Source organism: Variovorax sp. P2_H12 (assembly GCF_056403395.1).
The window spans coordinates 1-24,946 of sequence record NZ_JBFUFO010000004.1; the positions used below are offsets into that span (position 1 = coordinate 1).

25 protein-coding genes and 1 pseudogene are annotated in these 24,946 nt (G+C 70.0%); 10 read left to right on the top strand and 16 right to left on the bottom strand.

Annotated features, from left to right (window positions below):
- From AC1DYK_RS03605 to AC1DYK_RS03620, 4 genes and pseudogenes are all read right to left on the bottom strand, one after another.
- Nucleotides 1-264, bottom strand: a pseudogene (locus AC1DYK_RS03605) (uracil-DNA glycosylase family protein); the annotation flags it as partial.
- A complete protein-coding gene (locus AC1DYK_RS03610) occupies nucleotides 261-845 on the bottom strand; it encodes a GNAT family N-acetyltransferase (RefSeq protein WP_478165006.1) in 585 nt (194 codons plus the stop codon). The pseudogene AC1DYK_RS03605 and the gene AC1DYK_RS03610, both read right to left, overlap by 4 nt.
- Entirely contained in the window at nucleotides 842-1,525 is a 684-nt protein-coding gene (gene tsaB / locus AC1DYK_RS03615; protein WP_478165007.1) for a tRNA (adenosine(37)-N6)-threonylcarbamoyltransferase complex dimerization subunit type 1 TsaB, read from the bottom strand. The genes AC1DYK_RS03610 and tsaB overlap by 4 nt, the downstream gene beginning before the upstream one ends.
- Nucleotides 1,518-2,534 carry a DMT family transporter gene (locus AC1DYK_RS03620; RefSeq protein WP_478165008.1) on the bottom strand — a complete coding sequence of 339 codons (1,017 nt, stop codon included), beginning with the start codon at nucleotides 2,532-2,534 and terminating at the stop codon, nucleotides 1,518-1,520. Before AC1DYK_RS03620 ends, tsaB begins: the two co-directional genes overlap by 8 nt.
- Before the next feature lie 78 nt (nucleotides 2,535-2,612).
- Here AC1DYK_RS03620 and dacB point away from each other — a divergent pair, with 78 nt between their 5' ends.
- Together dacB and AC1DYK_RS03630 are read left to right on the top strand one after the other, a co-directional pair.
- The gene (dacB, locus tag AC1DYK_RS03625; RefSeq protein ID WP_478165009.1) at nucleotides 2,613-4,049 is read left to right on the top strand and encodes a D-alanyl-D-alanine carboxypeptidase/D-alanyl-D-alanine endopeptidase; all 1,437 of its coding nucleotides are present in this window, start codon (nucleotides 2,613-2,615) and stop codon (nucleotides 4,047-4,049) included.
- A 152-nt stretch (nucleotides 4,050-4,201) separates the two neighbouring features.
- Nucleotides 4,202-5,749, top strand: a complete 1,548-nt coding sequence (locus AC1DYK_RS03630; protein WP_478165010.1) for an alpha/beta hydrolase family protein — start codon at nucleotides 4,202-4,204, stop codon at nucleotides 5,747-5,749.
- Between the two features lie 156 nt (nucleotides 5,750-5,905).
- Here AC1DYK_RS03630 and AC1DYK_RS03635 read toward each other — a convergent pair whose 3' ends face one another.
- From AC1DYK_RS03635 to purE, 3 genes are all read right to left on the bottom strand, one after another.
- On the bottom strand, nucleotides 5,906-6,904 hold the full coding sequence (locus tag AC1DYK_RS03635; RefSeq protein WP_478165011.1) for an L-threonylcarbamoyladenylate synthase: 999 nt from the start codon (nucleotides 6,902-6,904) through the stop codon (nucleotides 5,906-5,908).
- Nucleotides 6,905-6,917: 13 nt separating this feature from the next.
- On the bottom strand, nucleotides 6,918-8,084 hold the full coding sequence (locus AC1DYK_RS03640) for a 5-(carboxyamino)imidazole ribonucleotide synthase (protein WP_478165012.1): 1,167 nt from the start codon (nucleotides 8,082-8,084) through the stop codon (nucleotides 6,918-6,920).
- A gap of 178 nt (nucleotides 8,085-8,262) precedes the next feature.
- Nucleotides 8,263-8,805, bottom strand: coding sequence for a 5-(carboxyamino)imidazole ribonucleotide mutase (gene purE / locus AC1DYK_RS03645; RefSeq protein ID WP_478165013.1), 543 nt, complete (start codon nucleotides 8,803-8,805; stop codon nucleotides 8,263-8,265).
- A 36-nt stretch (nucleotides 8,806-8,841) separates the two neighbouring features.
- On the opposite strand from purE, the gene AC1DYK_RS03650 reads away from it, so the two are divergent.
- Both AC1DYK_RS03650 and AC1DYK_RS03655 read left to right on the top strand, forming a co-directional pair.
- On the top strand, nucleotides 8,842-9,762 hold the full coding sequence (locus tag AC1DYK_RS03650) for a tetratricopeptide repeat protein (RefSeq protein ID WP_478165014.1): 921 nt from the start codon (nucleotides 8,842-8,844) through the stop codon (nucleotides 9,760-9,762).
- Nucleotides 9,763-9,912: 150 nt separating this feature from the next.
- Nucleotides 9,913-10,365: an META domain-containing protein gene (locus tag AC1DYK_RS03655; RefSeq protein ID WP_478165015.1), complete on the top strand. Its 453-nt coding sequence runs from the start codon at nucleotides 9,913-9,915 to the stop codon at nucleotides 10,363-10,365.
- Between the two features lie 12 nt (nucleotides 10,366-10,377).
- On the opposite strand, the gene AC1DYK_RS03660 is transcribed toward AC1DYK_RS03655, so the two are convergent.
- From AC1DYK_RS03660 to AC1DYK_RS03690, 7 genes are all read right to left on the bottom strand, one after another.
- Complete coding sequence (locus tag AC1DYK_RS03660) at nucleotides 10,378-11,022, bottom strand: Crp/Fnr family transcriptional regulator (RefSeq protein WP_478165016.1); 645 nt, start codon at nucleotides 11,020-11,022, stop codon at nucleotides 10,378-10,380.
- A gap of 51 nt (nucleotides 11,023-11,073) precedes the next feature.
- Nucleotides 11,074-11,742, bottom strand: coding sequence for a helix-turn-helix transcriptional regulator (locus tag AC1DYK_RS03665; RefSeq protein ID WP_478089041.1), 669 nt, complete (start codon nucleotides 11,740-11,742; stop codon nucleotides 11,074-11,076).
- A gap of 111 nt (nucleotides 11,743-11,853) precedes the next feature.
- Nucleotides 11,854-12,759, bottom strand: coding sequence for a phosphoribosylaminoimidazolesuccinocarboxamide synthase (locus tag AC1DYK_RS03670; protein WP_478165017.1), 906 nt, complete (start codon nucleotides 12,757-12,759; stop codon nucleotides 11,854-11,856).
- A gap of 194 nt (nucleotides 12,760-12,953) precedes the next feature.
- On the bottom strand, nucleotides 12,954-14,018 hold the full coding sequence (gene fba, locus AC1DYK_RS03675; RefSeq protein WP_478165018.1) for a class II fructose-bisphosphate aldolase: 1,065 nt from the start codon (nucleotides 14,016-14,018) through the stop codon (nucleotides 12,954-12,956).
- Nucleotides 14,019-14,227: 209 nt separating this feature from the next.
- A complete protein-coding gene (pyk, locus tag AC1DYK_RS03680) occupies nucleotides 14,228-15,676 on the bottom strand; it encodes a pyruvate kinase (protein ID WP_478165019.1) in 1,449 nt (482 codons plus the stop codon).
- Between the two features lie 168 nt (nucleotides 15,677-15,844).
- Nucleotides 15,845-17,035 (bottom strand): phosphoglycerate kinase, encoded by a 1,191-nt coding sequence (locus AC1DYK_RS03685; protein ID WP_478165020.1) that lies wholly within the window; start codon nucleotides 17,033-17,035, stop codon nucleotides 15,845-15,847.
- Nucleotides 17,036-17,100: 65 nt separating this feature from the next.
- Complete coding sequence (locus AC1DYK_RS03690) at nucleotides 17,101-18,009, bottom strand: LysR family transcriptional regulator (protein ID WP_478165021.1); 909 nt, start codon at nucleotides 18,007-18,009, stop codon at nucleotides 17,101-17,103.
- Between the two features lie 214 nt (nucleotides 18,010-18,223).
- Here AC1DYK_RS03690 and AC1DYK_RS03695 point away from each other — a divergent pair, with 214 nt between their 5' ends.
- From AC1DYK_RS03695 to AC1DYK_RS03720, 6 genes are read left to right on the top strand one after another with little or no spacing between them, the layout of a single operon-like run.
- The gene (locus AC1DYK_RS03695) at nucleotides 18,224-18,775 is read left to right on the top strand and encodes a VOC family protein (protein ID WP_478165022.1); all 552 of its coding nucleotides are present in this window, start codon (nucleotides 18,224-18,226) and stop codon (nucleotides 18,773-18,775) included.
- Complete coding sequence (locus tag AC1DYK_RS03700; protein WP_478165023.1) at nucleotides 18,768-19,889, top strand: alpha/beta hydrolase family protein; 1,122 nt, start codon at nucleotides 18,768-18,770, stop codon at nucleotides 19,887-19,889. The genes AC1DYK_RS03695 and AC1DYK_RS03700 overlap by 8 nt, the downstream gene beginning before the upstream one ends.
- A gap of 17 nt (nucleotides 19,890-19,906) precedes the next feature.
- The gene (locus AC1DYK_RS03705; protein ID WP_478165024.1) at nucleotides 19,907-21,547 is read left to right on the top strand and encodes an FAD-dependent oxidoreductase; all 1,641 of its coding nucleotides are present in this window, start codon (nucleotides 19,907-19,909) and stop codon (nucleotides 21,545-21,547) included.
- A gap of 13 nt (nucleotides 21,548-21,560) precedes the next feature.
- Nucleotides 21,561-21,779 (top strand): DUF2783 domain-containing protein, encoded by a 219-nt coding sequence (locus tag AC1DYK_RS03710; RefSeq protein WP_478165025.1) that lies wholly within the window; start codon nucleotides 21,561-21,563, stop codon nucleotides 21,777-21,779.
- Nucleotides 21,776-22,735 carry an MBL fold metallo-hydrolase gene (locus tag AC1DYK_RS03715; RefSeq protein WP_478165026.1) on the top strand — a complete coding sequence of 320 codons (960 nt, stop codon included), beginning with the start codon at nucleotides 21,776-21,778 and terminating at the stop codon, nucleotides 22,733-22,735. Before AC1DYK_RS03710 ends, AC1DYK_RS03715 begins: the two co-directional genes overlap by 4 nt.
- Before the next feature lie 37 nt (nucleotides 22,736-22,772).
- A complete protein-coding gene (locus AC1DYK_RS03720; protein WP_478165027.1) occupies nucleotides 22,773-23,744 on the top strand; it encodes a Bug family tripartite tricarboxylate transporter substrate binding protein in 972 nt (323 codons plus the stop codon).
- A 101-nt stretch (nucleotides 23,745-23,845) separates the two neighbouring features.
- On the opposite strand, the gene AC1DYK_RS03725 is transcribed toward AC1DYK_RS03720, so the two are convergent.
- Nucleotides 23,846-24,193 carry an AzlD domain-containing protein gene (locus tag AC1DYK_RS03725; RefSeq protein WP_478165028.1) on the bottom strand — a complete coding sequence of 116 codons (348 nt, stop codon included), beginning with the start codon at nucleotides 24,191-24,193 and terminating at the stop codon, nucleotides 23,846-23,848.
- Nucleotides 24,190-24,930 carry an AzlC family ABC transporter permease gene (locus tag AC1DYK_RS03730; protein ID WP_478165029.1) on the bottom strand — a complete coding sequence of 247 codons (741 nt, stop codon included), beginning with the start codon at nucleotides 24,928-24,930 and terminating at the stop codon, nucleotides 24,190-24,192. The genes AC1DYK_RS03725 and AC1DYK_RS03730 overlap by 4 nt, the downstream gene beginning before the upstream one ends.
- Nucleotides 24,931-24,946 lie beyond the last annotated feature (16 nt).

Below are 24,946 nucleotides of genomic sequence, written 5' to 3' on the forward strand. Positions count from 1 at the left end.
GTGCGAGGCCGCGGTCGGCGCGCGATGGGCGGGCGACGCCGGCGCGGCAGCGACGGCCGGGGCGGGTCGGGCCGGCGCCGCGGCGGGAGGCTCCATGGCCGGTTCCGCGGGCAGGGCTGCGGGCTGCTGAGCGACGGCGGCAGCGACGGCCTCGGCCGGCGCCGCTTCGGCAGGCTCCGGCTGGCGCCACCAGAGGAGCTTGACGCCCATCTCGTCGAGCATGGCGCGCTGCCGCGCGTCGAGGTGCAAGGCTTCGGTCGTCATTTCAATCCGCCCCAGGCGCTGGGTGATTCTTGGAGGCGCAGGCTCATGACGACCGCGTCCTCGCGGGCGCCGCCGTGCGCGGGGTAGTAGCCCTTGCGCGTGCCCACGCGCCGGAAGCCGTTGCGTTCGTAGACCGCGAGCGCGCGAAGGTTGCTGGCCCGCACCTCGAGCCAGAGCCACTGCGCGTCGAGCCCGCGCGACCAGCCCGCGAGCGCCTCCAGCATCAATGGTGCCCAGCCCTGGCCCTGGAAGGCCGGCGCGACCGTGATGTTGAGCAGGTGCACTTCGTCGACGCCCTTCATGGCGATGAAGTAGCCGATCAGCGTCTCGGCGCTGCTGCGCGCCGTCGCGCGGCTCCACAGCGCGCGCGCGCCGCGCGGCGCGGACGCCGAAGGCTCGCTGTCGGGCGCGGGCGCCACCAGGCATTGGCAGTGGTAGCCGGCCGCCAGCGAATCGGTGAAGTTCGCCGGCGTCCAGGGATGGCTGAAGGCGCTCTGCTCGATGGCGCAGACGGCGGGAATCCGTTCGATCGTGATCGGCTCGAGGCGCGCCTCGCGCGGCTGCTGCAGGACAGCGCTCATCGCACGACTCCCGCCTTCAAGGCCGCGCGCTCCTCGGTCGTCTGCGCCACCTTGTCGCGCACGTAGAGCGGCCAGGCCTCGGCCGGTGCCACCGTGCGGCCGGCGGCCAGCAGCGCCGGGGCCAGCCGCAGCATCGCGGCGGCGGTGGGCAGCACCTCGTGGCGCGCCGCCGCATGGGGCAGGCGCTCGCCGTACGCGTCGAAGGCATTGCCGGCCAGCGCCCAGCCGTCCGGCACCACGACGCCCTCGGGCGCCAGCAGCTCCGCCTCGCTGGCGCAGATTTCGACCCCGAAGTCGTAGCCGGCCGCGTACACCTGGTCCATGCGCGCATCGAGCACGGCCACCACGCGCGTGACACCGAAACGGTCATGGGCTTCTTCGGCCACGGCGTGCAGGGTGTCGATCGGCAGCAGCCGGACGCCGGCGCCGAATCCGAGACCCTGCGCGACCGAGCAGGCGGTGCGCAGCCCGGTGAAGGAACCCGGGCCGCGGCCGAAGGCGATCGCCTCCAGCTCGCCGAGCGACAGGCCGGCGGCGGCGAGCAACTGCTGGATCAGCGGAATCAGGCTTGCCGACGAGTGCGCGCCGCCGGCGCCGCTGTGCTCCAGCAGCAGGTCGTCGTGGCGCACCGCGATCGACAGCGCCTCGGTGCTGGTGTCGAAGGCCAGGAGCTTAGGCATCGATGCCCCCTCCCGCGGCACTCGCCACCGCCGCGACGGCCGGCGGCCTGGACCCTGCGGCGCGGTGGCGCTGGACTCCGAAGAGGATCCCCGCCGTGACCAGCAGCAGCCCCGCGATCAGGTTCCAGTGGAGCGGTTCGTCGAGGAAGACCACCGCGCCGAGCGCCGACAGGCCCGGCACCAGCGCCGTGATCATGGTCGAGCGCACCGGGCCGAAGTACTGGATCATGCGCGTGAAGGCGATGCCCGAGATCACGACCGAGCCGATGCCCTGGAACAGCAGCTGGAACAGGACTTCGCCCACCGGCGCGCTCGCCAGCCGGCTCGTGACGAGGCCGGACGCGACCAGCAGCAGGTACACGGGCACATAGGTCATGAAGGCGAACACGGTGATGGCGATGGTGGCGCGAACCGCCTCGAGCCCGTGCCGCCGCACGATGATGCTGTAGCAGGCCCAGCAGAAGGCCGCGCTCATGAAGAGCAGGTCGCCCTTCCAGATCACGCCCCCGTCCAGCGCATGCAGCAGGCTGGCGCCGCCGACGAACAGGTCGCCGAGCACGATCAGCCCCAGGCCGAGCGCGCGCAGCGGCGTGATGCGGTCGCGCAGCACCAGGACGGCCAGCAGCGTGGTCCACAGCGGCAGGCTGCCCGGCATCAGCACCGCAGCGTGGCTGGCCGGCGCGAAGAAGAAACCGGTGTAGGCCAGCAGGGCGTAGGCCAAGCCCCCGAAGACGCCCGCCAGCGCGGTGAGGCGCAGCGGCAGCGGCGAAAGGCCGAAGAACGAGCTCGTCGCCGGGCCCTTGGCGCGGTCCCGCAGCACCAGCCAGGCGCCCCAGGGCAGCAGCACCAGGCTGGCGCCGACGATGCGCGCGAAGCCGATGTCGAAGGGCGTCAGCGAGCGCCCGGCGGACGCGCGCGCGATCACGATGAACGCGGTCCACACCCCCACGGTGACGACGGCCGCGCCGATGCCGATGGTGCGGGCGGAAAATCGGGGAACAACAGGCATCGAGGGATTATCCAGGGTGGCCGGCCAGCGCGCTGCGGCCGGCCTCGCGAGCCTGAGGCGGCCCCGGATAATCCGCGCATGACTGTCGCCCTGCCTTCCGCGCGCTGCACCTCGCGCGTCTCCCGCACCTTCGCCATCGTTCTTGCACTCGCCGCCGCGCTGCCGGCCGCGGCCCAGAGCCTGCCGCACGAAGTCGATGCCGCGCTGGCCCGCGCCAAGGTCCCGCGCGACGCGGTGACGATGCTGGTGGCCGATGCCGATGGCGTGCGTGTGCCACGGCTGGCCTGGCGCACCCAGGTGCCGGTCAATCCGGCGTCGATCATGAAGCTGGTCACCACCTACGCGGCGCTCGACCTGCTGGGGCCGGCCTTCACCTGGACCACGCCGGTGTATGTGGACGGCCCGGTGCGCAACGGCGTGCTCGAGGGCAATCTCTACATCAGGGGCCAGGGCGACCCGAAGCTGGTGCTCGAGCGGCTGTGGCTGCTGCTGCGCCGGGTGCAGGGGCTGGGCATCCAGGGCATCAACGGCGACATCGTGCTGGACCGAAGCGCCTTCGAGGTGGCGGAAAGCGACCCGAACGCCTTCGACGGCGAGGGTCAGCGCCCTTACAACGCGGCGCCCGATGCGCTGCTGGTCAACTTCAAGTCGGTGGTGATGAGCTTCGCGCCGAACCGCGGCGCGCAAACGGCGCAAGTCAGCTACCAACCGGCGCTGGCCGGCGTCGCCTCGCAGGCCGCGGTGCCGCTGTCGGCCGGGGAATGCGGCGACTGGCGCACCGCGCTCGGCGGGGATTTCGCCGATCCGGCGCGCCTGGGCTTCGCGGGCAGCTATCCCGCCGCCTGCGGCGAGAAGACCTGGGCGGTGGCCTATGCGGACCCGGGCAGCTATGCCGCCCGCGCGGTCGGCGGCCTCTGGGCGGAGATGGGCGGCCAGCTCAAGGGCCAGGTGCGCGACGGCCGCGTGCCGACCGAACTGCGGCCGGCCTTCGAGGCCGCGTCGCCGCCGCTGGCCGAGGTGATCCGCGACATCAACAAGTACAGCAACAACGTGATGGCGCAGCAGCTCTTCCTGACGCTCGGCCTGCAGCAGAAAAAGCGCGGCACGCTCGAGGCGTCGCGCGCCACCCTGCGCCAGTGGTGGAACGACCGCATCGGCACCGGCGAAGGCCAGCCGGTGTTCGACAACGGCTCCGGCCTGTCGCGCGACGAGCGCATCAGCGCCGCCGCGCTGGCCAAGATGCTGCAGGTGGCCTGGCGCTCGCCCGTGATGCCGGAGCTGGTGTCCTCGCTGCCGGCTTCCGGCGTCGACGGCACGCTGCGCAAGCGCGCCCTGCGCTCGGGTGGGGCCGCGCACCTGAAGACCGGCACGCTGCGCGACGCCGCCGGTGTGGCCGGCTACGTGCACGGCGCCAGCGGCCGGCGCTGGGTGGTGATCGCGATCGCCAACCACGACAATGCGGTCGCCGCGCGGCCGGCCTTCGACGCCCTCGTCGATTGGGCGTCGCAAGACTGAAAAGACGCCCTCCCGCCCCCCCGGGTGGGAGGGTCCACGTCGGCGGAGCGCCCCGGCTGCACCGCTTCGTTTGGGTAAACGCCGCTTGCGCGCGGACCGGGCCCTGCCCAAAATCGGACGCCGCTTCGATTCCAGCACCGCAGGAGACGTTCATGACAAGACTGTCAGCCCTCGCCCTCTCGGGTATCGCCCTGTTGCTTTCCGGCTGCGGCGGCGGAAACGACGGCTTCGGGTTCAACGTGCCGGCCGCGGCCGATTCGGGCCGTGGCTCGGTCGTCACGTTGCCGCCGGAACGGGTGCAGCGGATCGCGACCAGCGATTTCACGACGCTGCTCGGCGCCAGCGCGCAGGGCAAGGCGCTGCTGCAGGTGGCCGGAAGCCCGAAGTGCGGCGTCGACCTGCGCTACCTCGAATACCGCACGGTCGGCGGCCAGGGCGAAGCCACCAATGCCACCGCCGCGATCATGGTCCCCTTCGGCACCGACGCCGTCTGCAACGGGCCGCGCCCGATCGTCCTGTACGCGCACGGCACCACCGCGGCGCGCGATTTCAACATCGCGCGCTGGACCGATACCAACCAGCCCGCCGCCGGCGAGGGCCTCACGGTCGCGGCGATGTTCGTCGCCCAGGGCTTCCTGGTGGTGGCGCCGAACTACGCCGGCTATGACAAGTCGACCTTGACCTACCACCCCTACCTCAACGGCGACCAGCAGGGCAAGGACATGGTGGATGCCCTGACCGCGGCGCGCAAGACCCTGCCTTTCATCAACGGCAGCGACGCCGGCTCGCTGTTCGTCACCGGCTATTCGCAGGGCGGCTACGTGGCGATGGCGGCGCACCGCGAGCTGCAGGCCAACGGCAAGACGGTCACCGCATCGGCGCCGCTGTCCGCGCCTTCGGCCATCAGCCTGCTGACCGACTACAGCTTCAGCGGCTGGCCGGCGCTCGGCGCCACGGTGTTCACGCCGCTGCTCTCGACCAGCTGGCAGAAGCAGTTCGGCAATGTCTATTCGGCCACCAGCGACATCTACGAAGCCCAGTACGCCACCGGCATCGACACCTTGCTGCCCAGCCCGACGCCGCTCGACACCCTGTTCGCCACCGGGCGCCTGCCGCAGCTCGCGCTCTATCCCACCAACGCCGTTCCGGGGCCCGTCGATCCCTCGCTGGCCGTGTTCTACGGGCCCAACAACCTGATCCGGCAGAGCTACCTGACGCGGGCCGCCAACGACCTCCAGGCCACCCCCTGCGCCGGCAACGCCCTGCCGGCGACGCTGGCGTCCCTGAGCACCAGTTCACCGCTCGACTGCCAGCCACTGCTCGGTTTCCGCAAGGCGGCGGTGGCGAACGACCTGCGCAACTGGCTGCCGACCCGGCCGGTCCTGATGTGCGGCGGCGCCAACGACCCGACCGTGAACTTCGTGAGCACGCGCGCCACGGCCGGCTACTTCCGCGCCCGCGGCATGCCGACTTCAGCGCTGGCCGTGGTCGACCTCGAAGACAGCGCCGCAACCGATGCGTTCTCGGCCGCACGAGCCGGTTTCGCGCAGGCCAAGGCCAACACCGCGGCCGCCGCCGGCGGCACCGCCTCGAACCAGTCGCAGGCGGTGGTCCAGGCCTACCACGGCACGCTGGTGCCGCCCTTCTGCATGGTGTCCGCGCGCGGTTTCTTCCAGGGCGTGCTGGCAAGCGGGGGCTAGGCTCGCCTCAAGCTCGTCCACTTCGTGGGGCCGGCCGGCGCAGCCAGGCCCGTTCGTGAAACACCGCGGAACCGGCTTCGCCGGGCCGCTGGTGTTGCCCCCGGTAGGGGGTGGGCGGGCTACACGCAGTGAGCCCAACCTGGGGGCGAGCAACAGTCAAGCAGCGGCACGCTGCAGGCGGTCGCGCACGCCTTCCCACTCGGGATCGCTCGGCGGCGTCTCGACCCAGATCAGCTTGACGCCTTCGGCGTCGAAGGCGCGCAGCACCGCGAAGAGCTGCTGCGCGGCGGCGGCGGCGTCGTCGGGCATGCGCCGCTGCAGCACGCGCTGCGAACGGCTGTTGAGCGCCGTGCGCGACCAGACGGCGATGTTCGCGGCGCTCGCGCCGAGCACGTCGAGGCCGGTCTGCAGTGCCTTGGCGTCCATCAGGCGCAGCTTGGCGCTCGGCGCGTAATGGGATTCGAGCGTGCCGGAGGCCCGCGGGTCGGGCGCGCCGAGCGTGTCCTTGTCGCGCAGCGGCTCGCCGCCGGCCGCCTCGATCTGCGTCCGCGTGATCGCGCCCGGCCGCAGCAGCACCGGCGCACCGCGGCTGCAGTCGACGATGGTCGACTCGATGCCCACCGCGCACGGTCCGCCGTCGAGCACCATCAGCGCGTCGCCGAACTCCTCCTGGACGTGCAGGGCGGTGGTCGGGCTGACGCGGCCGAAACGGTTGGCGCTGGGTCCCGCCAGGCCGTGCACGCCCAGTTCGGCGCAGGCGACCAGCAGAGCCTGCGTCACCGGATGGGCCGGACAGCGCAGGCCGATGGTGTCCTGACCGCCCGCAGCGGCGGCGCCGACGCCGGGCTGGCGCGGGACGATCAGCGTCAGCGGTCCGGGCCAGAAGGCGCGCACCAGCTTCTGGGCGAACAACGGCAGCGGCTGGGCGAAGTGCGACAGCGCCTCGTTGCCCTTCACGCCGGCCGCCACGTGGACGATCAGCGGATGGTCACTGGGCCGGCCCTTGGCCGCGAAGATGCCGGCGACGGCCGCGTCGCTGCCGGCGTCGGCGCCCAGGCCGTAGACGGTCTCGGTCGGGAAGGCGACCAGACCGCCGGCGCGCAGGACCCCGGCGGCCTCTGCGATGGCGTCGTGCGCGCTGCCGTCGCGGATCATGCCGCCCGCCCCTTCATTCGGACAGCGGGATCGGCAAGCCCAGCAGCGCGGCGGCGAAATCGGCCGTGCTGCGGACCGCGTCGATCGAATCGCCGGTGATGTTCAGGTGGCCCATCTTGCGGCCGCGACGCGCCTGCGTCTTGCCATAGAGGTGCAGATGGGTGCCGGGCAGGGCCAGCACATCGGCCCAGCGCGGCTCCTGCGGCGCTTCGCCGTCGATGAACCACAGGTCGCCCAGCAGGTTCAGCATGATCGCGACGCTGTGCTGGCGCGGCGGGTTGAGCGGCAGGCCCGTCAGCGTGCGCACCTGCAACTCGAACTGCGACACGTCGCAGGCGTTCATCGTCCAGTGGCCGCTGTTGTGGGGGCGCGGCGCCATTTCATTGACCACCAGCCGGCCGTCTCCGAGGACGAAGAATTCGACGCACAGCACGCCGACATAGGCCAGACCGTCGGCGATCGACCGGGCCGCCGCCACGGCTTGCCGCGCGGTCGCTTCGGGCATGTTGTGGGCGTGGACCTCGGTGACGGTGAGGATGCCGTCGCGATGCAGGTTGCGTTGCGCCGGGAAGTTCACCATCTGCCCGTCCTCGCCGCGGGCGACGATCACCGAGCACTCGAAATCCAGGTCCAGCAGCTTCTCGAGCACGCAAGGCACACCGCCGGCATCGTTCCAGGCGGCGCTCAAGTCGTCCTGCGTGATCACCCGGCGCTGGCCCTTGCCGTCGTAGCCGAGCCGCGCGGTCTTCAGGATGCCGGGCAGCAGGTCGGCCGGCACCGCCGCCAGGTGATTGACGGTCTCGATCACGGCGTAGGGGGCGCACTCGACGCCGCAGCGCACGAAGTGGCCCTTCTCGCGAATCCGGTTCTGGGCGATCGCCACCGCATCCGCGCCCGGCGCCACCGGCCGCGCCGCAGCCAGGTGTTCGAGCGAAGGCGCCGGCACGTTTTCGAATTCCGTCGTCACGGCATCGGCCAGGCCGGCCAGCCGCGCCAGGCCGTCGACGTCGGTGTAGTCGGTGTGGATGTGGTGGTGGCTCACCCGCCCGGCCGGGCTGTCGGCGTCGGGATCGAGCACGGCTGTGAAATAGCCCATCGCCTGCGCCGCGTGGACGAACATGCGGCCCAGCTGGCCGCCTCCGAGCACTCCCAGCGTGGCGCCCGGCAGCACGACGTTCATTCTGACACCTCCGCGCTGCGCGCTGCGGTGGTGTTCGCCTTGGGAACGGCCCGGCGGCTCATTCGGACACCTCCGCGCTTGTGCGCTACGGTGTTCGCCTTGGGAACGGCCCGGCGGCTCATTCGGACACCTCCGCGCTTGTGCGCTACGGTGTTCGCCTTGGGAACGGCCCGGCGGCTCACAGCGCACCCCCGCCCTGCGGCGAGAACGGCGACACCGCCGGGTCGTCGCCCGGCGGCAGCGTCATGGCCTGCGCGGCCTGGGTCTGCGTCAGGCGGAAGGCGTCGAGCCGGGTGCGCAGCGCCGGATCGCCGACCGCCAGCATCGCGACCGCGAACAGGGCCGCGTTGGCCGCGCCGGCATTGCCGATGGCGAAGGTCGCCACCGGCACGCCCTTGGGCATCTGGACGATGCTGTAGAGCGAATCCACGCCCTGCAGGTGCCGGCTGGCGACCGGCACGCCGAGCACCGGCACCGTGGTCTTGGCCGCCAGCATGCCGGGCAGGTGGGCGGCGCCGCCGGCACCTGCGATGATCGCGACCAGCCCGCGCGGCGCGGCGCTCTCGGCATAGGCGAACAATTCATCGGGCATCCGATGGGCCGAGACCACCCGTGCTTCATGGGTGATGCCGAATTGCTGGAGAATCTCGACCGCATTGCGCATCGTCTCCCAATCGGAGTTCGAGCCCATCACCACGCCGACCTGAATTGCTTGCTTCATGGTTCGAATTTTACGTTTCACCCCCACCTTCCCGCGATGATCGACATCACCCTCGAAAATTTCCAGTCCGAGCTGATCGACGGCTCGACGACCACGCCGGTCCTGCTCGACATCTGGGCCGAATGGTGTGGGCCCTGCAAACAGCTCGGGCCGGTGCTCGAAAAGCTCGAAGTCGAGTATGCGGGCCGCTTCACGCTGGCCAAGCTCGACGCCGACAAGGTGCCGCAGATCTCGCAGCAGCTGAGCCAGATGTTCGGCGTGCGCAGCATCCCCTTCTGCGTGATGTTCAAGGACGGGCAGCCGGTCGACGGCTTCGTCGGCGCGATCCCCGCCGACGAGATCCGCACCTTCCTCGACAAGCACGTGCCGGGCGCCGACGAGGCCGAAGCGCTGGAACAGGAGGCGTCGGCGCAGGAAGCGCTCGCCGAGGGGGACACCGAGGGCGCGCTCGAAAAGCTGCAGCATGCGATCGCCACCGACCCCGCCAACGACGACGCGCGCTTCGACTACGTCAAGCTGCTGCTGCAGGAAGGCCAGGTCGACCATGCCAAGGTCGCATTCGCGCCGGTGATCGCCAAGACTTCGCTGGTGCGCCGCTTCGATTCGCTTCAGCGCTGGATGGACGCCATCGATTTCGCCGCGCCAGCCGTCGGCACCGCACCCTCGCTGGCCGAGCTGGAAGCGCGCATCGCGGCCAACAAGCGCGACTTCGACGCCCGCTTCGACCGCGCCCGCCTGCTGATGAGTGCCCAACGCTGGACCGATGCGATGGACGAACTGCTCGACATCCTGATGCGCGACAAGAGCTGGAGCGAAGACCTGGCGCGCAAGACCTATATCGCGATCCTCGACATCATCGAGCCGCCGAAGGTCAAGGTGGCGGACGGGCAGATTCCCCCGGACGATCCGACGGTGGCCAGCTACCGCCGGCGTCTGAGCAGCGTGGTGCTGAGCTGAAGTTCAGCAGATCAGCCAAACTCAATCAAAAGCGATCTTGCGATTGCTTTTTTCTTGCGCGACGCCGATCCACGGGCGGCGTTGGCGCGCCGGGTCCGGTCGAATACGATGCAGCAAAATATCAATTTGTTGCAAAACGAAAGACAGGCCATGCGTCCCAGCCCTGCCGCCACTCCTCTTTTCATGGCCGCCGTGCTGGCTGCCGCGCTGACCGCCGGTTGCGCCAGCGGCATCAGCCTCGACGAGCCGATCGAGGGCCCGGTCTGGCGCCTCGACCAGCTCGGCGGCGAGCCGGTTGCCGCCGGCGGCGACCCGCAGCGCGATCCGCAGGTGCAGTTCGACCGCCGCAACGGGCGCGTCAGCGGGTCGGGCGGCTGCAATCGTGTGTCGGGCACCTTCGAGCGCAGCGGCAGCGCGCTCAAGCTGAGCCAGCTGGCCTCGACGCGGATGGCCTGCACCGATCCGGCGTTGAGCGCCAAGGAGGCGCAGTTCTTCGCCGCCCTGCAGGCCACCACCAGCTACCGGCTGCAGAGCCCGACGCGGCTGGCGCTGCTGGATGCGGGCGGGCGCACCGTGGCGACGCTGAGTACGCAGTCGCGCTGACGCGCTCCGGGCCTACCAGCGCGCGGGCAACTCGCGCAGCAGGGCGAGCTGGCGCTGGGTGACCGAGACATAGCCGCCCTGCTCCAGGTCTTTCAGCAACCGGCTGACCATTTCGCGCGAGCAGCCGATCTCGCTCGCGATGGCCTGGTGCGTGAGGCGCTCGGCGATCCGCCGCGTGCCGTCGAGCGACGGCTCCGAGCGCTCCTCGAGCAAGCGTTTCAGGCGCGCGTACACATCGAGCAGCGCCATGCTGCGAGCGCTCTCGGTTGCCAGCCTGGCGCGGCGGATGAGCCGCACGATCAGCGCCAGCGCGAAGTCCGGATGGTCGGCGATGTGCTGCAGCATGGTCTCGCGGGTCACCACGGCGCAAACGGTCGGCTCCACCGCCTGCACGCTGGCGGAGCGCGGCCCTCCATCGAGCGTCATCTCGCCGACGTACTCGCCGGGCCCGTGCAGGCCGAGCGTGATTTCACGGCCGCGCGAGTCGGACAGAAAGACCCGCAGCCGCCCGGACAGCACGATGTAGATCGAGCCGCCTTCCTCGCCCTCCTCGATCAGCAGCGAACGCGTGCGGTAGCGGCGCTGCACCCCGCGCAGCGCGAGCTGCTGCAGCGCGGGCGGGAGCGCGACGGGGTCGAGACCGGATGCGGCGAACATCCGTGGAATATAAGGTCGCCCGCAGTCCGCGCGCGGCCTGTTGCGCAGCCGTCAGTCGATAAGCCGCAACGCGGACACGATCTGCGGCATCCGCGACACACGGTGGACCACCTCGCGGATGCTGTTGCTGCCGGTCTTCTGGCGCACGTTCTTGATGTGGGTGCGCACGGTGGACATGCAGATGCCTTCGAGGCAGGCGATTTCCTCCGCGCGATGACCGTCGCAGAGCCGGGTCAGCACGTTCTGCTCGGCCCGCGTCAGGTGCTTGGCCCGGGCGAACATCTGCATCGTGAGCATTTCGCAGCCGGGCTGGCGGCTGCAGATGACCAGCACCGTGTCGACGGTGCCGCTGCCGTGCACCGCGGCCAGCGGGACGAACGCCAGCGAGAGCCCGTCGGCCCCATGGTCGAGTTCGACGATGCCGCGGCAGTCGCGCTCAGCGTCCTTGAGGGCCTGGCGGATCTTCGCCTGCGAGGCGGGGCTGGCGGCGCACAGCATGCCCTCGGCACTGTGCAGCGCGCGCGCCGCCGACAGTTCGCGCCGGGCCGGATAGTTGGCATGCAGGATGCGACCGGTCAGGTCCACCAGCAGCAGGCCATGGTCGATCTCGTCAAGCACGCGCGCCAGCATGCCGGCCTGCAGCGCGTCCGGCGGGGTGGCCGTGACGGTGCGACTCGGTTCCTGGAGGAAATGAATCCGAAAATCAACTGCCGTTTCCATATTGCTCTCCTCATCTGGGGGGATGAGAGCAGTTTGGAAGATGGAGGCCCTGTCGTGCGGTGACTATTGCCGCCGCTTTTGTGATCTATTTACATTCCAGGGCCGGGGGGGTCAGCCGGTCAGCCGCTGCAGGGCTTCGCGGTATTTCGCCGCGGTCTTCTCGATCACCTCGGCCGGCAGGCGCGGCGCCGGCGGCGTCTTGTCCCAACGCTTGCCGTTGATCTTGGTGGCCTCGAGCCAGTCGCGCACGAACTGCTTGTCGTAGCTCGGCGGGTTGGCGCCGCTGGCCAGCGCCGCCTCGTAGCCTTCGACCGGCCAGTAGCGCGAGCTGTCGGGGGTCAGCACCTCGTCCATCAGCACCAGCGTGCCGGCCTCGTCGAGACCGAACTCGAACTTGGTGTCGGCGATGATCATGCCCTTGGTCAGCGCGATCGCCGCCGCCGTCTCGTAGATCGCGATGCTGGTCTCGCGGATCTGCTGCGCCAGCGTCGGGCCGACCACCTCGACCACCTTGTCGTAGCTGATGTTCTCGTCGTGCGCCCCGGCCGCCGCCTTGGCCGCGGGGGTGAAGATCGGCAGCGGCAGCTTGCTGGCGTTGGTCAGCCCCTCGGGCAGCGGCACGCCGCAGACGGCCCGGTTCTCCTGGTATTCCTTCCAGCCACTGCCCGCCAGGTAGCCGCGCACCACCGCCTCGACCGGGATCGGCGTCAGGCGCTTGACCAGCATCGAGCGGCCCTCGACCTGGGGCACCTCGTCCGGCGTGACCACGCTCTCGGGCGCGTCGCCGGTCAGATGGTTCGGGCACAGGTGGCCGAGCCGCTCGAACCACCACAGCGCCATCTGCGTCAGGATCACGCCCTTGCCCGGAATCGGCTCGCCCATGATCACGTCGAAGGCCGACAGGCGGTCGCTCGCGACCATCAGGATGCGGTCGTTGCCGACCGCATAGTTGTCGCGCACCTTGCCGCGCGCCAGCAGCGGAAGGCTCTTGATGGAGGAGGTATGGACGGTGGTCATGGCGAATGGGAAGTGGGGCGGTGCGGAGAACTTCGGAGATTGTGCGCGCGGCGCGGGCCGCGCGAAACAAACCGGCCAGCGCAGCGAGGCCCGTTCGGGAAACCCCGCGGAACCGGCTTGGCCGGGCCGCTGGGGTTGCCCCCGGAGAGGGGGGTGGGAGCGCGACACGAAGTGCGCGCGACCTGGGGGTGAGCCTAAATGACTTCTTGCGCCAGTTCGCCCTTGGCGTACTTGGCGGCGACCACCTGCAGGGTGTCGCCCTTGATCTTCGGGGCCTGGCCTTCGCAGCCGAACTCGAGGTAGCGCTGCTTGCAGATCAGGCGGGCGGCTTCGCGCGCCGGCTTGAGCCATTCGCGGGCGTCGAACTTCTCGGGGTTCTCGGCCAGGAACTTGCGCACCGCGCCGGTCATCGCCAGCCGGATGTCGGTGTCGATGTTGATCTTGCGCACACCGTGCTTGATGGCTTCCTGGATTTCCTTGACCGGCACGCCGTAGGTTTCCTTCATGTTGCCGCCGTACTGGCGGATGATGGCCAGCAGCTCCTGCGGCACGCTCGAGGAGCCGTGCATCACCAGGTGGGTGTTCGGGATGCGGCGGTGGATTTCCTTGATGCGGTCGATCGCCAGGATGTCGCCCGTGGGTTCGCGGGTGAACTTGTAGGCGCCGTGGCTGGTGCCGATGGCGATCGCCAGGGCGTCGATCTGGGTGCGCTTGACGAAGTCGGCGGCCTGCTCCGGGTCGGTCAGCAGCTGCTCGCGGGTCATGGTGTCGTCGGTGCCGTGGCCGTCTTCCTTGTCGCCCTTCATGGTCTCGAGCGAGCCGAGGCAGCCGAGCTCGCCTTCCACGGTGACGCCGACCTTGTGCGCCATGTCGGCCACCTTGCGGGTGACCTCGACGTTGTAGTCGTAGCTGGCGATGGTCTTGCCGTCGGCCTCGAGCGAGCCGTCCATCATCACCGAGCTGAAGCCGAGGTCGATCGCGCCCCGGCAGACGTCCGGGCTCTGGCCGTGGTCCTGGTGCATCACCAGGGGCACGGTGGGATAGGCCTCGATGGCGGCCTGGATCAGGTGCTTGATGAAGGCTTCGCCCGCGTACTTGCGCGCGCCGGCGCTGGCTTGCAGGATGACCGGCGCGCCGACTTCCTTGGCGGCCTCCATCACGGCTTGCACCTGTTCGAGGTTGTTGACGTTGAATGCCGGAATGCCGTAGCCGTTGGCGGCGGCGTGGTCGAGCAGTTCGCGCATCGAGACGAGTGCCATTGGAAATACCTCGCGGGAATCTAGGGATGAAGACGAAAGAACTCGCCCGATTCTACCGAGGGTGTTGCTCGCCCCAGGTCGGCCCCCGGCCGGCGCAGCCAGGCCCGTCGGTGAAACACCGCGGAACTGGCTTTGCCAGGCCGCTGGTGTTGCCCCCGGTCGGGGGTGGGCGCCCGGACACGCAGTGCCGGGCAACCTGGGGGCGAGCTTTAACGCACTCTGCAGATCTTGAGCATGTTGGTGCCGCCCGGCGCCCCCATCGGCTCGCCGCAGGTGATCGCGTAGACGTCCCCGGTCTGCACGATGCCGCGCTTCTTGAGGTGGGCCTCGGCCTGATCGAGCGCGGTGTCGCGGTCGCTCTCCGAATCCATCAAGAGCGGCCGCACGTTGCGGTAGAGCGCCATCTTGCGCTGCGTCGACAGCCGCGAAGTCAGTGCGTACATCGGGATGTGGGCGCGATGCCGGCTCATCCACAGCGGCGTGGAACCCGACTCGGTCAGCGCGACGATCGCCTTGGCACCGAGATGGTGCGCAGTGAACAGCGCGCCCATCGCGATCGACTGGTCGATGCGGGTGTAGTTCTTGCCGCTGAAATCGGCGTCGAGCTGGGGATCCTCGGCGGCCTCGGCGGCCTCGCAGATCCGGCTCATTTCCTGCACGGTCTCGAGCGGGTAGCGGCCCGAGGCGGTCTCGGCCGAGAGCATCACGGCGTCGGTGCCGTCGAGCACCGCGTTGGCGACGTCACTGACCTCGGCGCGCGTGGGCACCGGGTTGGTGATCATCGACTCCATCATCTGGGTGGCGGTGATGACCACCCGGTCCATCTCGCGCGCCATGCGGATCATCTTCTTCTGCAGCGCCGGCACGGCGGCGTTGCCGACCTCCACCGCGAGGTCGCCGCGCGCCACCATGATGCCGTCGCTGGCGCGCAGGATCTCTTCCAGCCTGGGGATCGCCTCGGCACGCTCGATCTTGGCGATCATCCCGGGCTTGTGGCCGAACTCGGCCGCCGCCACGTTGCACAGCTGGCGCGCCATTTCCATGTCGGTGGCGTTCTTCGGGAAGCTCACCGCCACATAGTCGGCCTGGAAGCTCATCGCGGTCTTGATGTCCTCCATGTCCTTGGCGGTCAGCGCCGGCGCGGTCAGCCCGCCGCCCTGCCTGTTGATGCCCTTGTTGTTGGACAGCTCGCCACCCAGGCGCACCGTGGTGTGGACCGCGTCGCCCTTGACCGCATCGACCGTCAGCACGATCAGGCCATCGTTCAGCAGCAGGCTGTCGCCGGGCTTGACGTCGCGCGGCAGGTCCTTGTAGTCGAGGCCGACGGCGTCGACGTCGCCGGGCTCGATGCGCGAGGCGTCAAGAACGAACTTGGCGCCGGGCTCCAGCCAGATCTTGCCCTCGGCGAACTTGCCGACCCGGATCTTCGGGCCCTGCAGGTCGGCCATGATCGCCACCTCGCGGCCGCTGCGGCGCGCCGCCTCGCGCACCATCGCGGCGCGGTTGATGTGGTCCTGCGCCGTGCCATGGCTGAAGTTGAGCCGCACCACGCTGACCTTGTAGAGGATCATCTGCTCGAGCAACTCGAGCGTGTTGGATGCGGGCCCGAGGGTGGCGACGATCTTGGTGGCGTGGCGGGGCAGGCGGGGCGTGCTCATTCAGGTCTCCGGTTTGTATTCGACACTGTATACACTTTCGACGCCAACAGCCAGAGCTATCGAGCTCCCCTGCCAGAAACACCGCGGAACCGGCTCCGCCGGGCCGCTGGTGTTGCCCCCGGCGAGGGGGTGGGCGGCTACACGAAGTGAGCCAACCTGGGGGCGAGCCTATCCCGCCCGCTTCGCCAGGATCTCGAAGGCCGGCAGGGTCTTGCCTTCCAGCACTTCCAGGAAGGCACCGCCGCCGGTGGAGATGTAGCCGACCTTGTCCTCGATGCCGTACTTGGCGATCGCGGCCAGGGTGTCGCCGCCACCGGCGATCGAGAAGGCAGGGCTCTCGGCGATGGCGTGGGCGATGGTCTTGGTGCCGTTGGCGAAGGCATCGAACTCAAACACGCCCACCGGGCCGTTCCAGACGATGGTGCCGGCCTCGCGCAGCTGCGCCGCGAGCAGTGCGGCGGTCTTCGGGCCGATGTCCAGGATCAGGTCGTCGTCGGCCACGTCGCTGGCGTCCTTCACGGTCGCCGCGGCATCGGCCGCGAAGGTCTTCGCCGTGACCACGTCGACCGGGATCGGCACCGCGGCGCCGCGCGCGCGCATGGCTTCGATCACCGCCTTGGCCTGGTCGAGCAGGTCGGGCTCGGCCAGCGACTTGCCGATCGACAGGCCCGCGGCCAGCATGAAGGTGTTGGCGATGCCGCCGCCCACGATCAGCTGGTCGACCTTGGCCGCCAGGCTCTCGAGGATGGTGAGCTTGGTGCTGACCTTGGAGCCCGCGACGATCGCCACCAGCGGGCGCGACGGTTGCGCCAGCGCCTTGGTGATGGCGTCGATCTCGGCCGCCAGCAGGGGCCCGGCGCAGGCCACCTTGGCGTACTGCGCGATGCCGTAGGTGGTGGCCTCGGCGCGGTGCGCGGTGCCGAAGGCGTCGTTGACGTAGATGTCGGTCAGCGCCGCCAGCTTGCGCGCCAGCGTCTCGTCGTTCTTCTTCTCGCCCTTGTTGAGGCGGCAGTTCTCGAGCAGCACGACCTGGCCCGGCGCCACCTGGACGCCGTCGACCCAGTCGGACACCAGCGGCACCTCGCGGCCCAGCAGCTCGCCGAGGCGGGCCGCGACCGGCGCCAGCGAATCGGCGGGCTTGAACTGGCCTTCGGTCGGCCGGCCGAGGTGCGAGGTGACCATCACCGCCGCGCCGGCGTCGAGCGCCTGCCGGATGCAGGGCACCGAGGCGCGGATGCGCGTGTCCTCGGTGATGCGGCCGCTGTCGTCCTGCGGCACGTTGAGGTCGGCTCGGATGAAGACGCGCTGGCCGGCGACTTTGCCTTGCGCACAGAGGTCGGTGAATCGAAGGACGTTCATGGATAGACGATTTGAAAGCGAATGAGGAGAGCCTCGAGGGCAGCGCCCATTGTAGGTTTCAGGTGTCAGCCAGCGAGGCCCGGTTCGCGCACGAACTGCTCGAGCAGCTGCACGAAGCTCGCCGCCGCGGGCGAGAGCGAGCGCTTGGACGCCCCGTAGACGCAGACCTCGCGGTGGAAATCCGGCTGCTCCAGCCGCACCATCTGCAGCCCGTGGGCGCGCACCAGCGACGCCGAATAGGTCGGGCACACCGTGAGCCCCAGCCCCGAGGCCACCATGCCGAGCGCGGTCGTCATGTACGACACCTCCTGGGTGGTGGCGCGCAGCATCAGCTCGCGCGCTGCGGCGTCGAGCTCGGGCAACACGCGCTGGCGGAAGTCGCGCGTCGGGGCGATGAAGGTGTAGGGCCCGAGTTCGGCCCAGCGCACCTTGCGGCGGCGTGCGAAGGCGTGGCCGGGCGGGCAGATCAGCCAGTGGCGGTCGCGGAACAGCGTGCGGCGCTCGATCGCGGCGTCCACGGCCACGTCCTGCCCGACCGCGAGTTCCACCTCGCCCGACAGCAGGCCGTCCAGCAGGTGCTCGGGCAGCGTGTCGGTCAGCCGCACGTCGATGTCCGGGTGCCGCGCGCGGTAGGCCGCGATGACGCGCGGCATCAGCGTGCAGGCCATCAGCTGCGGCGCCGCGAGCCGCAGCACGCCCTTCTTCTTGTCACGCAGGTCGGTCACGCCGGCCACCGCGCCCGCCAGGTCGGCCAGCAATCGCTGCACCGAGGGCTGGAACTCGCGCCCGGCCTCGGACAGCAGGACCCGCCGCGTGTGCCGGTCGAACAGCTGCACGCCCATCTCGCGCTCGAGCTCGCGCACCAGCACGCTCAGCGCCGACTGGGTCAGGTGCAGGGTCGCGGCAGCCGCGGTGAAGCTGCCGGTCTCGGCCACGGCAGCGAAGGCGCGCAACTGGCGCAGCGTCAGATTCATGGCCTCAGTTCATCAATCAATGAATTTATTTCGATTGAATCATAAGAAGATCGGCGGCCCAATCCGCTCCGAGCCTTTTGAGACCTTGCGGGACAGACCAAGAAACTGCGCAGCAGTTTTTGCTCTGTCCTCGACCTACTGAGACCTTGCGGGACAGACCAAGAAACTGCGCAGCAGTTTTTGCTCTGTCCTCAACTGACAAAAGAGACAGACCATGGCCCTCCCGCCGCCCCCCCCCGTTCGCGGCCTGCACCACTTCGCCTGGCGCTGCCGCGACAGCGAGGAAACGCGCCGCTTCTACGAAGACCTGCTGGGCCTGCCGCTGGCGCACGTGATCAAGAGCGACCACGTGCCGAGCACCGGCGAGTACTGCCCCTACGTCCACATCTTCTTCCAGATGCGCGACGGCTCGTACATCGCCTTCTTCGACCTCGGCGACAACGTGGCGGCGCTGCCTTCGCCCAATACGCCGGCCTGGGTCAACCACATCGCGCTGCGCGTCGACTCCGTGGCCGAGCTGCGGGCGGCCAAGGCCCGGCTCGAAGCGGCCGGCGTCGAGGTGCTGGGCCTGACCGACCACCACATCATCGAATCGATCTACTTCTTCGACCCGAACGGCATCCGCGTGGAGCTCACCACGCCGACGGTGCCGCAGGCCGAGATGGATGCGCACGCGCTCAACGCCCGGGCCGAACTCGACGCCTGGACGCTGCGCAAGGCCGGACTGCTCGCCGCCGCTGGCGCGGGAAAGGCGGCCCATGGCTGAGCTGCAACTCGCGGTCATCGACGTCAAGCCGGGCGCCTCGCTCGAGAGCCAGTCGGGCCTGCAGATGCTGCGCCCGCGCATCTACGGCGCGTACCGGGCACCGGCCGGGCCGAAGAAGATCGCGGCCATCGTGATGCATCCGACCAGCAACTTCATGGGCCACTACCTGATCGGCCCGCTGGCCGAGCGCGGCATCTGCTGCATGGGCCTGAACTCGCGCTACATGGGCAACGACACGGTGCTGCTGATGGAGCGCGCGATCCAGGACCTGGGCGCCGGCGTGCAGTTCCTGCGCGCGGCCGGCTACGAGAAGGTCGTGCTGATCGGCAACTCGGGCGGCGCCGCGCTGGCCAGCTTCTACCAGGCACAGGCCGAGCAGCTCACGGCGCACCACTTCGCCGATGGCGATCCGACCCACCTGCATCCGGACGACCTGCCGCCGGTGGACGGGATCGCGCTGTGCGCCGCGCACCAGGGCCGCTCCAAGCTGATGCGGGACTGGATCGACCCCTCGGTCACCGACGAGCACGACCCGCTGTCGGTGGACCCGGCGCTCGACATGTACGACCCGCGCCACGCGCTGCCGTACGGCGCCGAGTTCCTCGCCCGCTTCAGCGCGGCGCAAAAGGCGCGGCTCGACCGCATCGAGGGCTGGGCGCTGGAACGGCTGCGCGTGCTGCGCAGCACGCCCGGCGCGCCGCGCGACCAGGCCTTCGTGGTCTACCGCACGCATGCGGACCCGCGCTGCGTGGACCTCTCGATCGACGCCAACGACCGCGCGCCCGGCAGCGTGTGGGGCGATGCGCGGCAGGTGAACTACTCGGCCAATGCGATGGGCCGGACCACCTCGCTGACCGCCTTCCTGTCGCAATGGTCCTCGCGCTCCCAGGCCGATGGCCCGTCGAATCTCGCGCGCACCACGGTGCCCAAGCTGCTGCTCACCTACACCGGCGACCAGTCCACCTTCCCGAGCACCCGCGAGGCCTGGATGACAGCGGGCGGTGCGCGCATCCGCAACGTCGACATCGTCGGCGGCAACCACTACCTCGCGGGCCAGCCGGAGCTGGTGCCGCGCGCGGCCGGCGCGATCGCCGACTGGGCGCACGCGCTGTGAACACCCCGAACACCCCGATGGAAAGCTACAGCTTCGCACCCGCGTACGAACTGCCCAGCTGGCCCTTCGTGCCAGCGCCCGAGCTCGGCAGCGACGCCGTCGTGCGCCATCCGATCGTCATCGTCGGCGCCGGTCCCGCGGGCCTGACGCTGGCGTGCGACCTCGCCCGCCGCGGCGTGCGCGCGGTGCTGCTCGACGAGGACGACACGGTCGGCGTGCGCGGCGCCTCGTCGCGCGGCATCTGCTACGCGCAGAAGAGCCTGGAGATCTTCGAGCGGCTCGGCATCTACGAGCGCATCGCGGACAAGGGCATCACCTGGTCCTTCGGCCGCACCTTCTCCGACGAACAGGAGGTCTACAACTTCAACCTGAAGACCGACAGCGTCTCGGTGCAGCCGCCCTTCATCAACCTGCAGCAGTTCTACGTCGAGTGGTTCCTGGTCGACCGCATCCTCGAACTGGGCCTCACCGACCTGCGCTGGAAGAACCGCGTGACGCACGTGGCGCCACTCGATGGCGGCGTTCGCGTGACGGTGGAAACCCCGGCCGGCAGCTACACGATCGAAGCCGACCACCTGATCGACGCCACCGGCGCCAACAGCCCGATCCGCACCCAGCTCGGCATCGACGCCCACCCGTCGCGCAGCACCGACCGCTGGTGCATCAGCGACGTGCGCTTCAAGAAGCCGCTGCCGACGGAGCGCTGGACCTGGGTCGATGCGCCCTTCAACGAGGGCCGCGCGGTCTGGCAGCACCTGATGGGCGATGGCGTCTGGCGCATCGACTACCAGATGCCCGAGGATTGCGACACGGCCCACATCAGCAGGCCCGAGGTCGCCGGCGCGCGGCTGCGCGAGCAGCTCGGGCCCGGCGTCGAGTTCGAATTCGTCTGGATCGGGCCGTACGGCTACCGCGACCACCTGCTCGACAGTTTCCGGCACGGCCGCATCCTGTTCATCGGCGATTCGGCCCATGTCGTGAGCCCCTTCGGCGCCCGCGGCGGCAACAGCGGCATCCAGGATGCGGCCAACCTCGGCTGGAAACTGGCGCTGGTGGCGCAGGGCCAGGCCGGCGACGGGCTCCTCGACACCTACGATGCGGAGCGCCGCCCGGCCGCCGCGGAGAACCTGCGCGTCACCAGCCGGTCGGCCCGCTTCCTCGCGCCCCGCACGCCGGCCGAGCACACGCTGCGGCGCGCGGTCGTGGCGCTGGCCTCGCGCCATGCCTTCGCCCGCGGCCTCGTCAACACCGGCCGCATGTCGGTCGCCAACGACTACCCCGCGGCGCCGCACCTGCCCGACGGCGCACGCAGCGTGCAGAACCTGCCGCTGCGGCACGCCGACGGCAGGCCGACCACGCTGGTGCAGCTGCTCGCCGAGGGCACGCAGTGCCTGGGCCTGTGGTTCGCACCGACCCGTGCCCAAGCCGACGCCCTGGCCGACGTCGCGGCATCGCTGCCGCTGCGGCTGGTCGCCGTCGGCGGCGACACCGGCCTCGACACGCTGCAACCCGACGACACGCTGGCGCGGCAGCTCGGCATCGCTGCCCCCGGCAGCCTCTGCCTGGTGCGCCCGGACGCCTACCGCGCGGCGCTGCTGCGCGAGCCCACCCCGGCCTCGGTCGCGGCCGCCGTGCACACCGCGCTGGCCCATGGCTGAACCGAAGGACCCCATGATCACCGAACCCCACATCCCCGATCCCGACGGCTTCTACGCGGCGTGGGTCGCTGCCCACGAGGGCTTGAGCGAGGCGCAGAGCGCCGACCTCAACGCCCGCCTCGTGCTGCTGCTGGCCAACCAGTGCGGCGACCAGGCCGTGCTGCTGGACTGCATCGCCACCGCCCGCGAGAGCGGCCCGCCTTCCGAAACCACGACCCGAAGCCCCGCATGAACGCTCCCGTCTCCTTCGCCTCCGCCTCCGACACCCGGGAACAGAAGCCGCAGCTGCGCGAACTCGCGCCCGGCGTGTACGGCTACATCAGCGACTTCGACCCCAACTGCGGCTTCATCGTCGGCGACGAGCACGTCGTGCTGATCGACACCCGCCCGACGCCGCGCATGGCGCGCGATTTCCTGGCCGACATCCGCAGCGTCACCGACAAGCCGATCAAGGCCATCGTGCTGACGCACTACCACGCGGTGCGCGTGATGGGCGCGAGCGCCTTCGACGACGTGCAGGCCATCGTCGCGAGCCAGGGCACGCTGGACTGGGTGCGCGAGCGCGGGCAGGCCGATTTCGAGTCCGAGGTCGGGCGCTTTCCGCGCCTGTTCGCGGGCGTCGAGGAAATCCCCGGCCTCACCATGCCGACCCTCAGCTTCGAACGCGAAATGAGCCTCTGGCTCGGCCAGCGCGAAGTGCGCCTGATGTGCCTGGGCCGCGGCCACTCGGGCGGCGACACGGTGGCCTGGCTGCCCGACTGCGGCGTGCTGTTCTCGGGCGACGTGGTGGAGAACCGCTGCGGCGTATATGCCGGTGATGCCTACATCCAGGACTGGGCAGGCACGCTCGATGCGGTCGCCGCGCTCGAGCCCCGCGTCCTGGTGCCGGGCCGCGGCGCCGTGCTGCAGGGCGCGCCGGCCTGCGCGGAAGCGATCGCGCTGACCCAGGCCTTCCTGTCGACCCTGCTCGCCAGCGTGCGCGCCGGCCTCGAGGCGGGCGAGGGCCTGCGCGCCTGCTTCGAGCGCGCCGAAGCGGCGATGAAGCCGCGCTTCGGCGACTGGCCGGTGTTCCAGCACGTGCTGCCTTTCGATGTCTCGCGCGCCTATGACGAACTGCGCGGCATCGAGCATCCGGTGGTCTGGACCGCGGAACGCGACCGCGCGCTCTGGCAGACCCTGCGCGGCTGATTCGAGACTGCTTTTTTCAACCCCGGAGACACACCCGATGAAACGATTCCTGCAACTGCTCGCCGCCGGCCTCACGCTCGCGGCGGCCAGTCATGCACCGGCGCAGAGCGCCTACCCCAGCCAGCCCGTGCGCTGGATCGTGCCCTACGTCGCCGGCGGCGGCACCGACAACCTGGCGCGCTCGCTGGCCGAAGCGATGCAGCCCTCGCTGGGCCAGCCGATCGTGATCGACAACCGTCCGGGCGCCTCGACCAACATCGGCGTGTCGGTCCTGATGCAGGCCAAGCCCGATGGCTACACGATCATGCAGGCGGAGAACGCCGCGCTGCTGTTCAACGAGCACATGTTCGCCAAGCTGCCGTACAAGCCGGCGAACGACTTCACCTACATCGGCACCATCGGCCGTTTCCCGGTCGCGCTGGTGGTCCATCCCGACTTCCCGGCCAAGACGGTCGCGGAGTTCGTGAGCTACGTGAAGGCCCACCCCGACAAGGTGAGCTACGCCTCGCCCGGCAACGGCTCGCCGCACCACATGGCGATGGAACTCTTCAAGCAGAAGGCCGGCATCAGCATCCAGCACGTGCCCTACAAGGGCGCCGCGCCCGCCATGACGGACATCATGGGCGGGCAGGTCCCGACCATGATGCTGGACCTGGCCTCGGGCTTGCCGATCATCAAGTCCGGCAAGGTGCGCGTGCTGGCGATCGCGCTGCCGCAGCGCGCCGGCGCCCTGCCCGAGGTGCCGACCTTCGCCGAGCTGGGCTTCAAGGACGTCAACGCCTACGCCTTCCACGGCCTGATCGGTCCGGCGGGCATGCCGCCGGACGCGGTCAACCGCATCAACAGCGAGCTCAACAAGGCGATGCAGGCGCCGAAGGTGGTCAAGCTGTTCTCGGAGTTCGGCTTCGAGGCGCTGCCCGGAACGCCGCAGGATTTCTACAAGCTGTCGCGCACCGAGAGCGAGCGCTGGGGCAAGATCATCAAGACCGCCGGCGTGCAGCTCGACTGACCGAGCGTGGGGGCACCAGGCCGGCGCCGGGCCGCCCCAAGGCGGCCTGCGGCCCCCTCGGGGGGCAGCGAGTACACGAAGTGACCGAGCGTGGGGGCCATCTACCAGCCCAGGCCGAGATGCAGGGGCAGGTAGACCGCCATCCCCGCCAGCATCGTCCCCAGCACCCCGCGCCGCCAGAAGAAATAGGCGGCGCCGGCCGCGGCGCCATAGAGGCGTGCGTCCTGCCAGGTCGAGACCAGGTGGCCCTGCGACATGACGATCTCCGGCGCGATCACCGCCGCCAGGGCCGCCGCCGGCGCGTAGTGCAGCGCGCGGTGCGCCCAATCCGGCAGGCCCCAGGGCCGGTCAAGGATGAAGAAGAAGCAGCGCGTGAGCACCGTGATGCCGGCCAGGCCGACGATCACGGCCAGGGTCCAGAGATCGGTACCTCCGAAGACCTCGCTCATTGGTCGTCCTGCGCATCGGCGTCCAGGCCGAGCTGCTTCTCGAGCCAGAAGCAGGCCAGCACCGCCACGCCGATGGCGACCACGATGTTGAGCTTGAGCGGCAGGGCATAGGCCGCGACCGCGGTCGCCGAAGCGATCAGCACCGCCAGCAGGCGCAGGCGCGTGGTCGCCATCGAGCAGACGATCGCGACCAGGCTCAGCACGCCGGCGAAGCCGAGGCCCCAGCTCTGCGGAATCATGTTGGCCAGGCCGATGCCGAGCAGGCTCATGCCCATCCAGGCCGCCCAGGTCACGAAGTAGTTGCCCGTGAGGTACGCCTCCTGGGCCTGCTGCTCGGCGAGCGTGAGCGGTGGCTGCACATACTTCCGGGTGAACAGCGCATAGCTCATGTCGGCCGTGAGGTAGCCATGGGTCAGGCGGCGCCAGCGCGGCATGTGCATCAGGTAAGGCCGCAGGTGCAGGCTGAAGACCACGAAGCGCAGGTTGACGCAGAAGCCCGTAGCCAGGATCACCCAGGCCGGTGCGCCGGCGATCAGCAGCGGAATGGCCGCGAGCTGCGAGCTGCCGGCGTACACCAGCAGCGTCATCGCGACCGACTCGAACACGCTCATGCCCGACTTGAGCATCGCCACGCCGGTCATCAGGCCCCAGGCTCCGATGCCCACGGCGACCGAGGACATGTCGCGCATGCCCTGGCGGAACTCCGGCTGGCGGCGAATCGCTGGGGAAAGAAACATCAGGCGGGCAGCGAGG

Bases quoted from the DNA above. Each gene is read 5' to 3' on its own strand.
- dacB (WP_478165009.1), top strand. From the start codon at position 2,613: ATGACTGTCGCCCTGCCTTCCGCGCGCTGCACCTCGCGCGTCTCCCGC.
- AC1DYK_RS03725 (WP_478165028.1), bottom strand. From the start codon at position 24,193: ATGAGCGAGGTCTTCGGAGGTACCGATCTCTGGACCCTGGCCGTGATC.
- AC1DYK_RS03690 (WP_478165021.1), bottom strand. From the start codon at position 18,009: ATGAATCTGACGCTGCGCCAGTTGCGCGCCTTCGCTGCCGTGGCCGAG.
- AC1DYK_RS03665 (WP_478089041.1), bottom strand. From the start codon at position 11,742: ATGGAAACGGCAGTTGATTTTCGGATTCATTTCCTCCAGGAACCGAGT.
- AC1DYK_RS03705 (WP_478165024.1), top strand. From the start codon at position 19,907: ATGGAAAGCTACAGCTTCGCACCCGCGTACGAACTGCCCAGCTGGCCC.
- fba (WP_478165018.1), bottom strand. From the start codon at position 14,018: ATGGCACTCGTCTCGATGCGCGAACTGCTCGACCACGCCGCCGCCAAC.
- AC1DYK_RS03650 (WP_478165014.1), top strand. From the start codon at position 8,842: ATGATCGACATCACCCTCGAAAATTTCCAGTCCGAGCTGATCGACGGC.
- AC1DYK_RS03670 (WP_478165017.1), bottom strand. From the start codon at position 12,759: ATGACCACCGTCCATACCTCCTCCATCAAGAGCCTTCCGCTGCTGGCG.
- AC1DYK_RS03610 (WP_478165006.1), bottom strand. From the start codon at position 845: ATGAGCGCTGTCCTGCAGCAGCCGCGCGAGGCGCGCCTCGAGCCGATC.
- AC1DYK_RS03660 (WP_478165016.1), bottom strand. From the start codon at position 11,022: ATGTTCGCCGCATCCGGTCTCGACCCCGTCGCGCTCCCGCCCGCGCTG.
- AC1DYK_RS03620 (WP_478165008.1), bottom strand. From the start codon at position 2,534: ATGCCTGTTGTTCCCCGATTTTCCGCCCGCACCATCGGCATCGGCGCG.
- purE (WP_478165013.1), bottom strand. From the start codon at position 8,805: ATGAAGCAAGCAATTCAGGTCGGCGTGGTGATGGGCTCGAACTCCGAT.
- AC1DYK_RS03695 (WP_478165022.1), top strand. From the start codon at position 18,224: ATGGCCCTCCCGCCGCCCCCCCCCGTTCGCGGCCTGCACCACTTCGCC.
- AC1DYK_RS03635 (WP_478165011.1), bottom strand. From the start codon at position 6,904: ATGATCCGCGACGGCAGCGCGCACGACGCCATCGCAGAGGCCGCCGGG.
- AC1DYK_RS03730 (WP_478165029.1), bottom strand. From the start codon at position 24,930: ATGTTTCTTTCCCCAGCGATTCGCCGCCAGCCGGAGTTCCGCCAGGGC.
- AC1DYK_RS03685 (WP_478165020.1), bottom strand. From the start codon at position 17,035: ATGAACGTCCTTCGATTCACCGACCTCTGTGCGCAAGGCAAAGTCGCC.
- AC1DYK_RS03700 (WP_478165023.1), top strand. From the start codon at position 18,768: ATGGCTGAGCTGCAACTCGCGGTCATCGACGTCAAGCCGGGCGCCTCG.
- AC1DYK_RS03630 (WP_478165010.1), top strand. From the start codon at position 4,202: ATGACAAGACTGTCAGCCCTCGCCCTCTCGGGTATCGCCCTGTTGCTT.
- AC1DYK_RS03715 (WP_478165026.1), top strand. From the start codon at position 21,776: ATGAACGCTCCCGTCTCCTTCGCCTCCGCCTCCGACACCCGGGAACAG.
- AC1DYK_RS03640 (WP_478165012.1), bottom strand. From the start codon at position 8,084: ATGAACGTCGTGCTGCCGGGCGCCACGCTGGGAGTGCTCGGAGGCGGC.
- pyk (WP_478165019.1), bottom strand. From the start codon at position 15,676: ATGAGCACGCCCCGCCTGCCCCGCCACGCCACCAAGATCGTCGCCACC.
- AC1DYK_RS03710 (WP_478165025.1), top strand. From the start codon at position 21,561: ATGATCACCGAACCCCACATCCCCGATCCCGACGGCTTCTACGCGGCG.
- AC1DYK_RS03720 (WP_478165027.1), top strand. From the start codon at position 22,773: ATGAAACGATTCCTGCAACTGCTCGCCGCCGGCCTCACGCTCGCGGCG.
- AC1DYK_RS03655 (WP_478165015.1), top strand. From the start codon at position 9,913: ATGCGTCCCAGCCCTGCCGCCACTCCTCTTTTCATGGCCGCCGTGCTG.
- tsaB (WP_478165007.1), bottom strand. From the start codon at position 1,525: ATGCCTAAGCTCCTGGCCTTCGACACCAGCACCGAGGCGCTGTCGATC.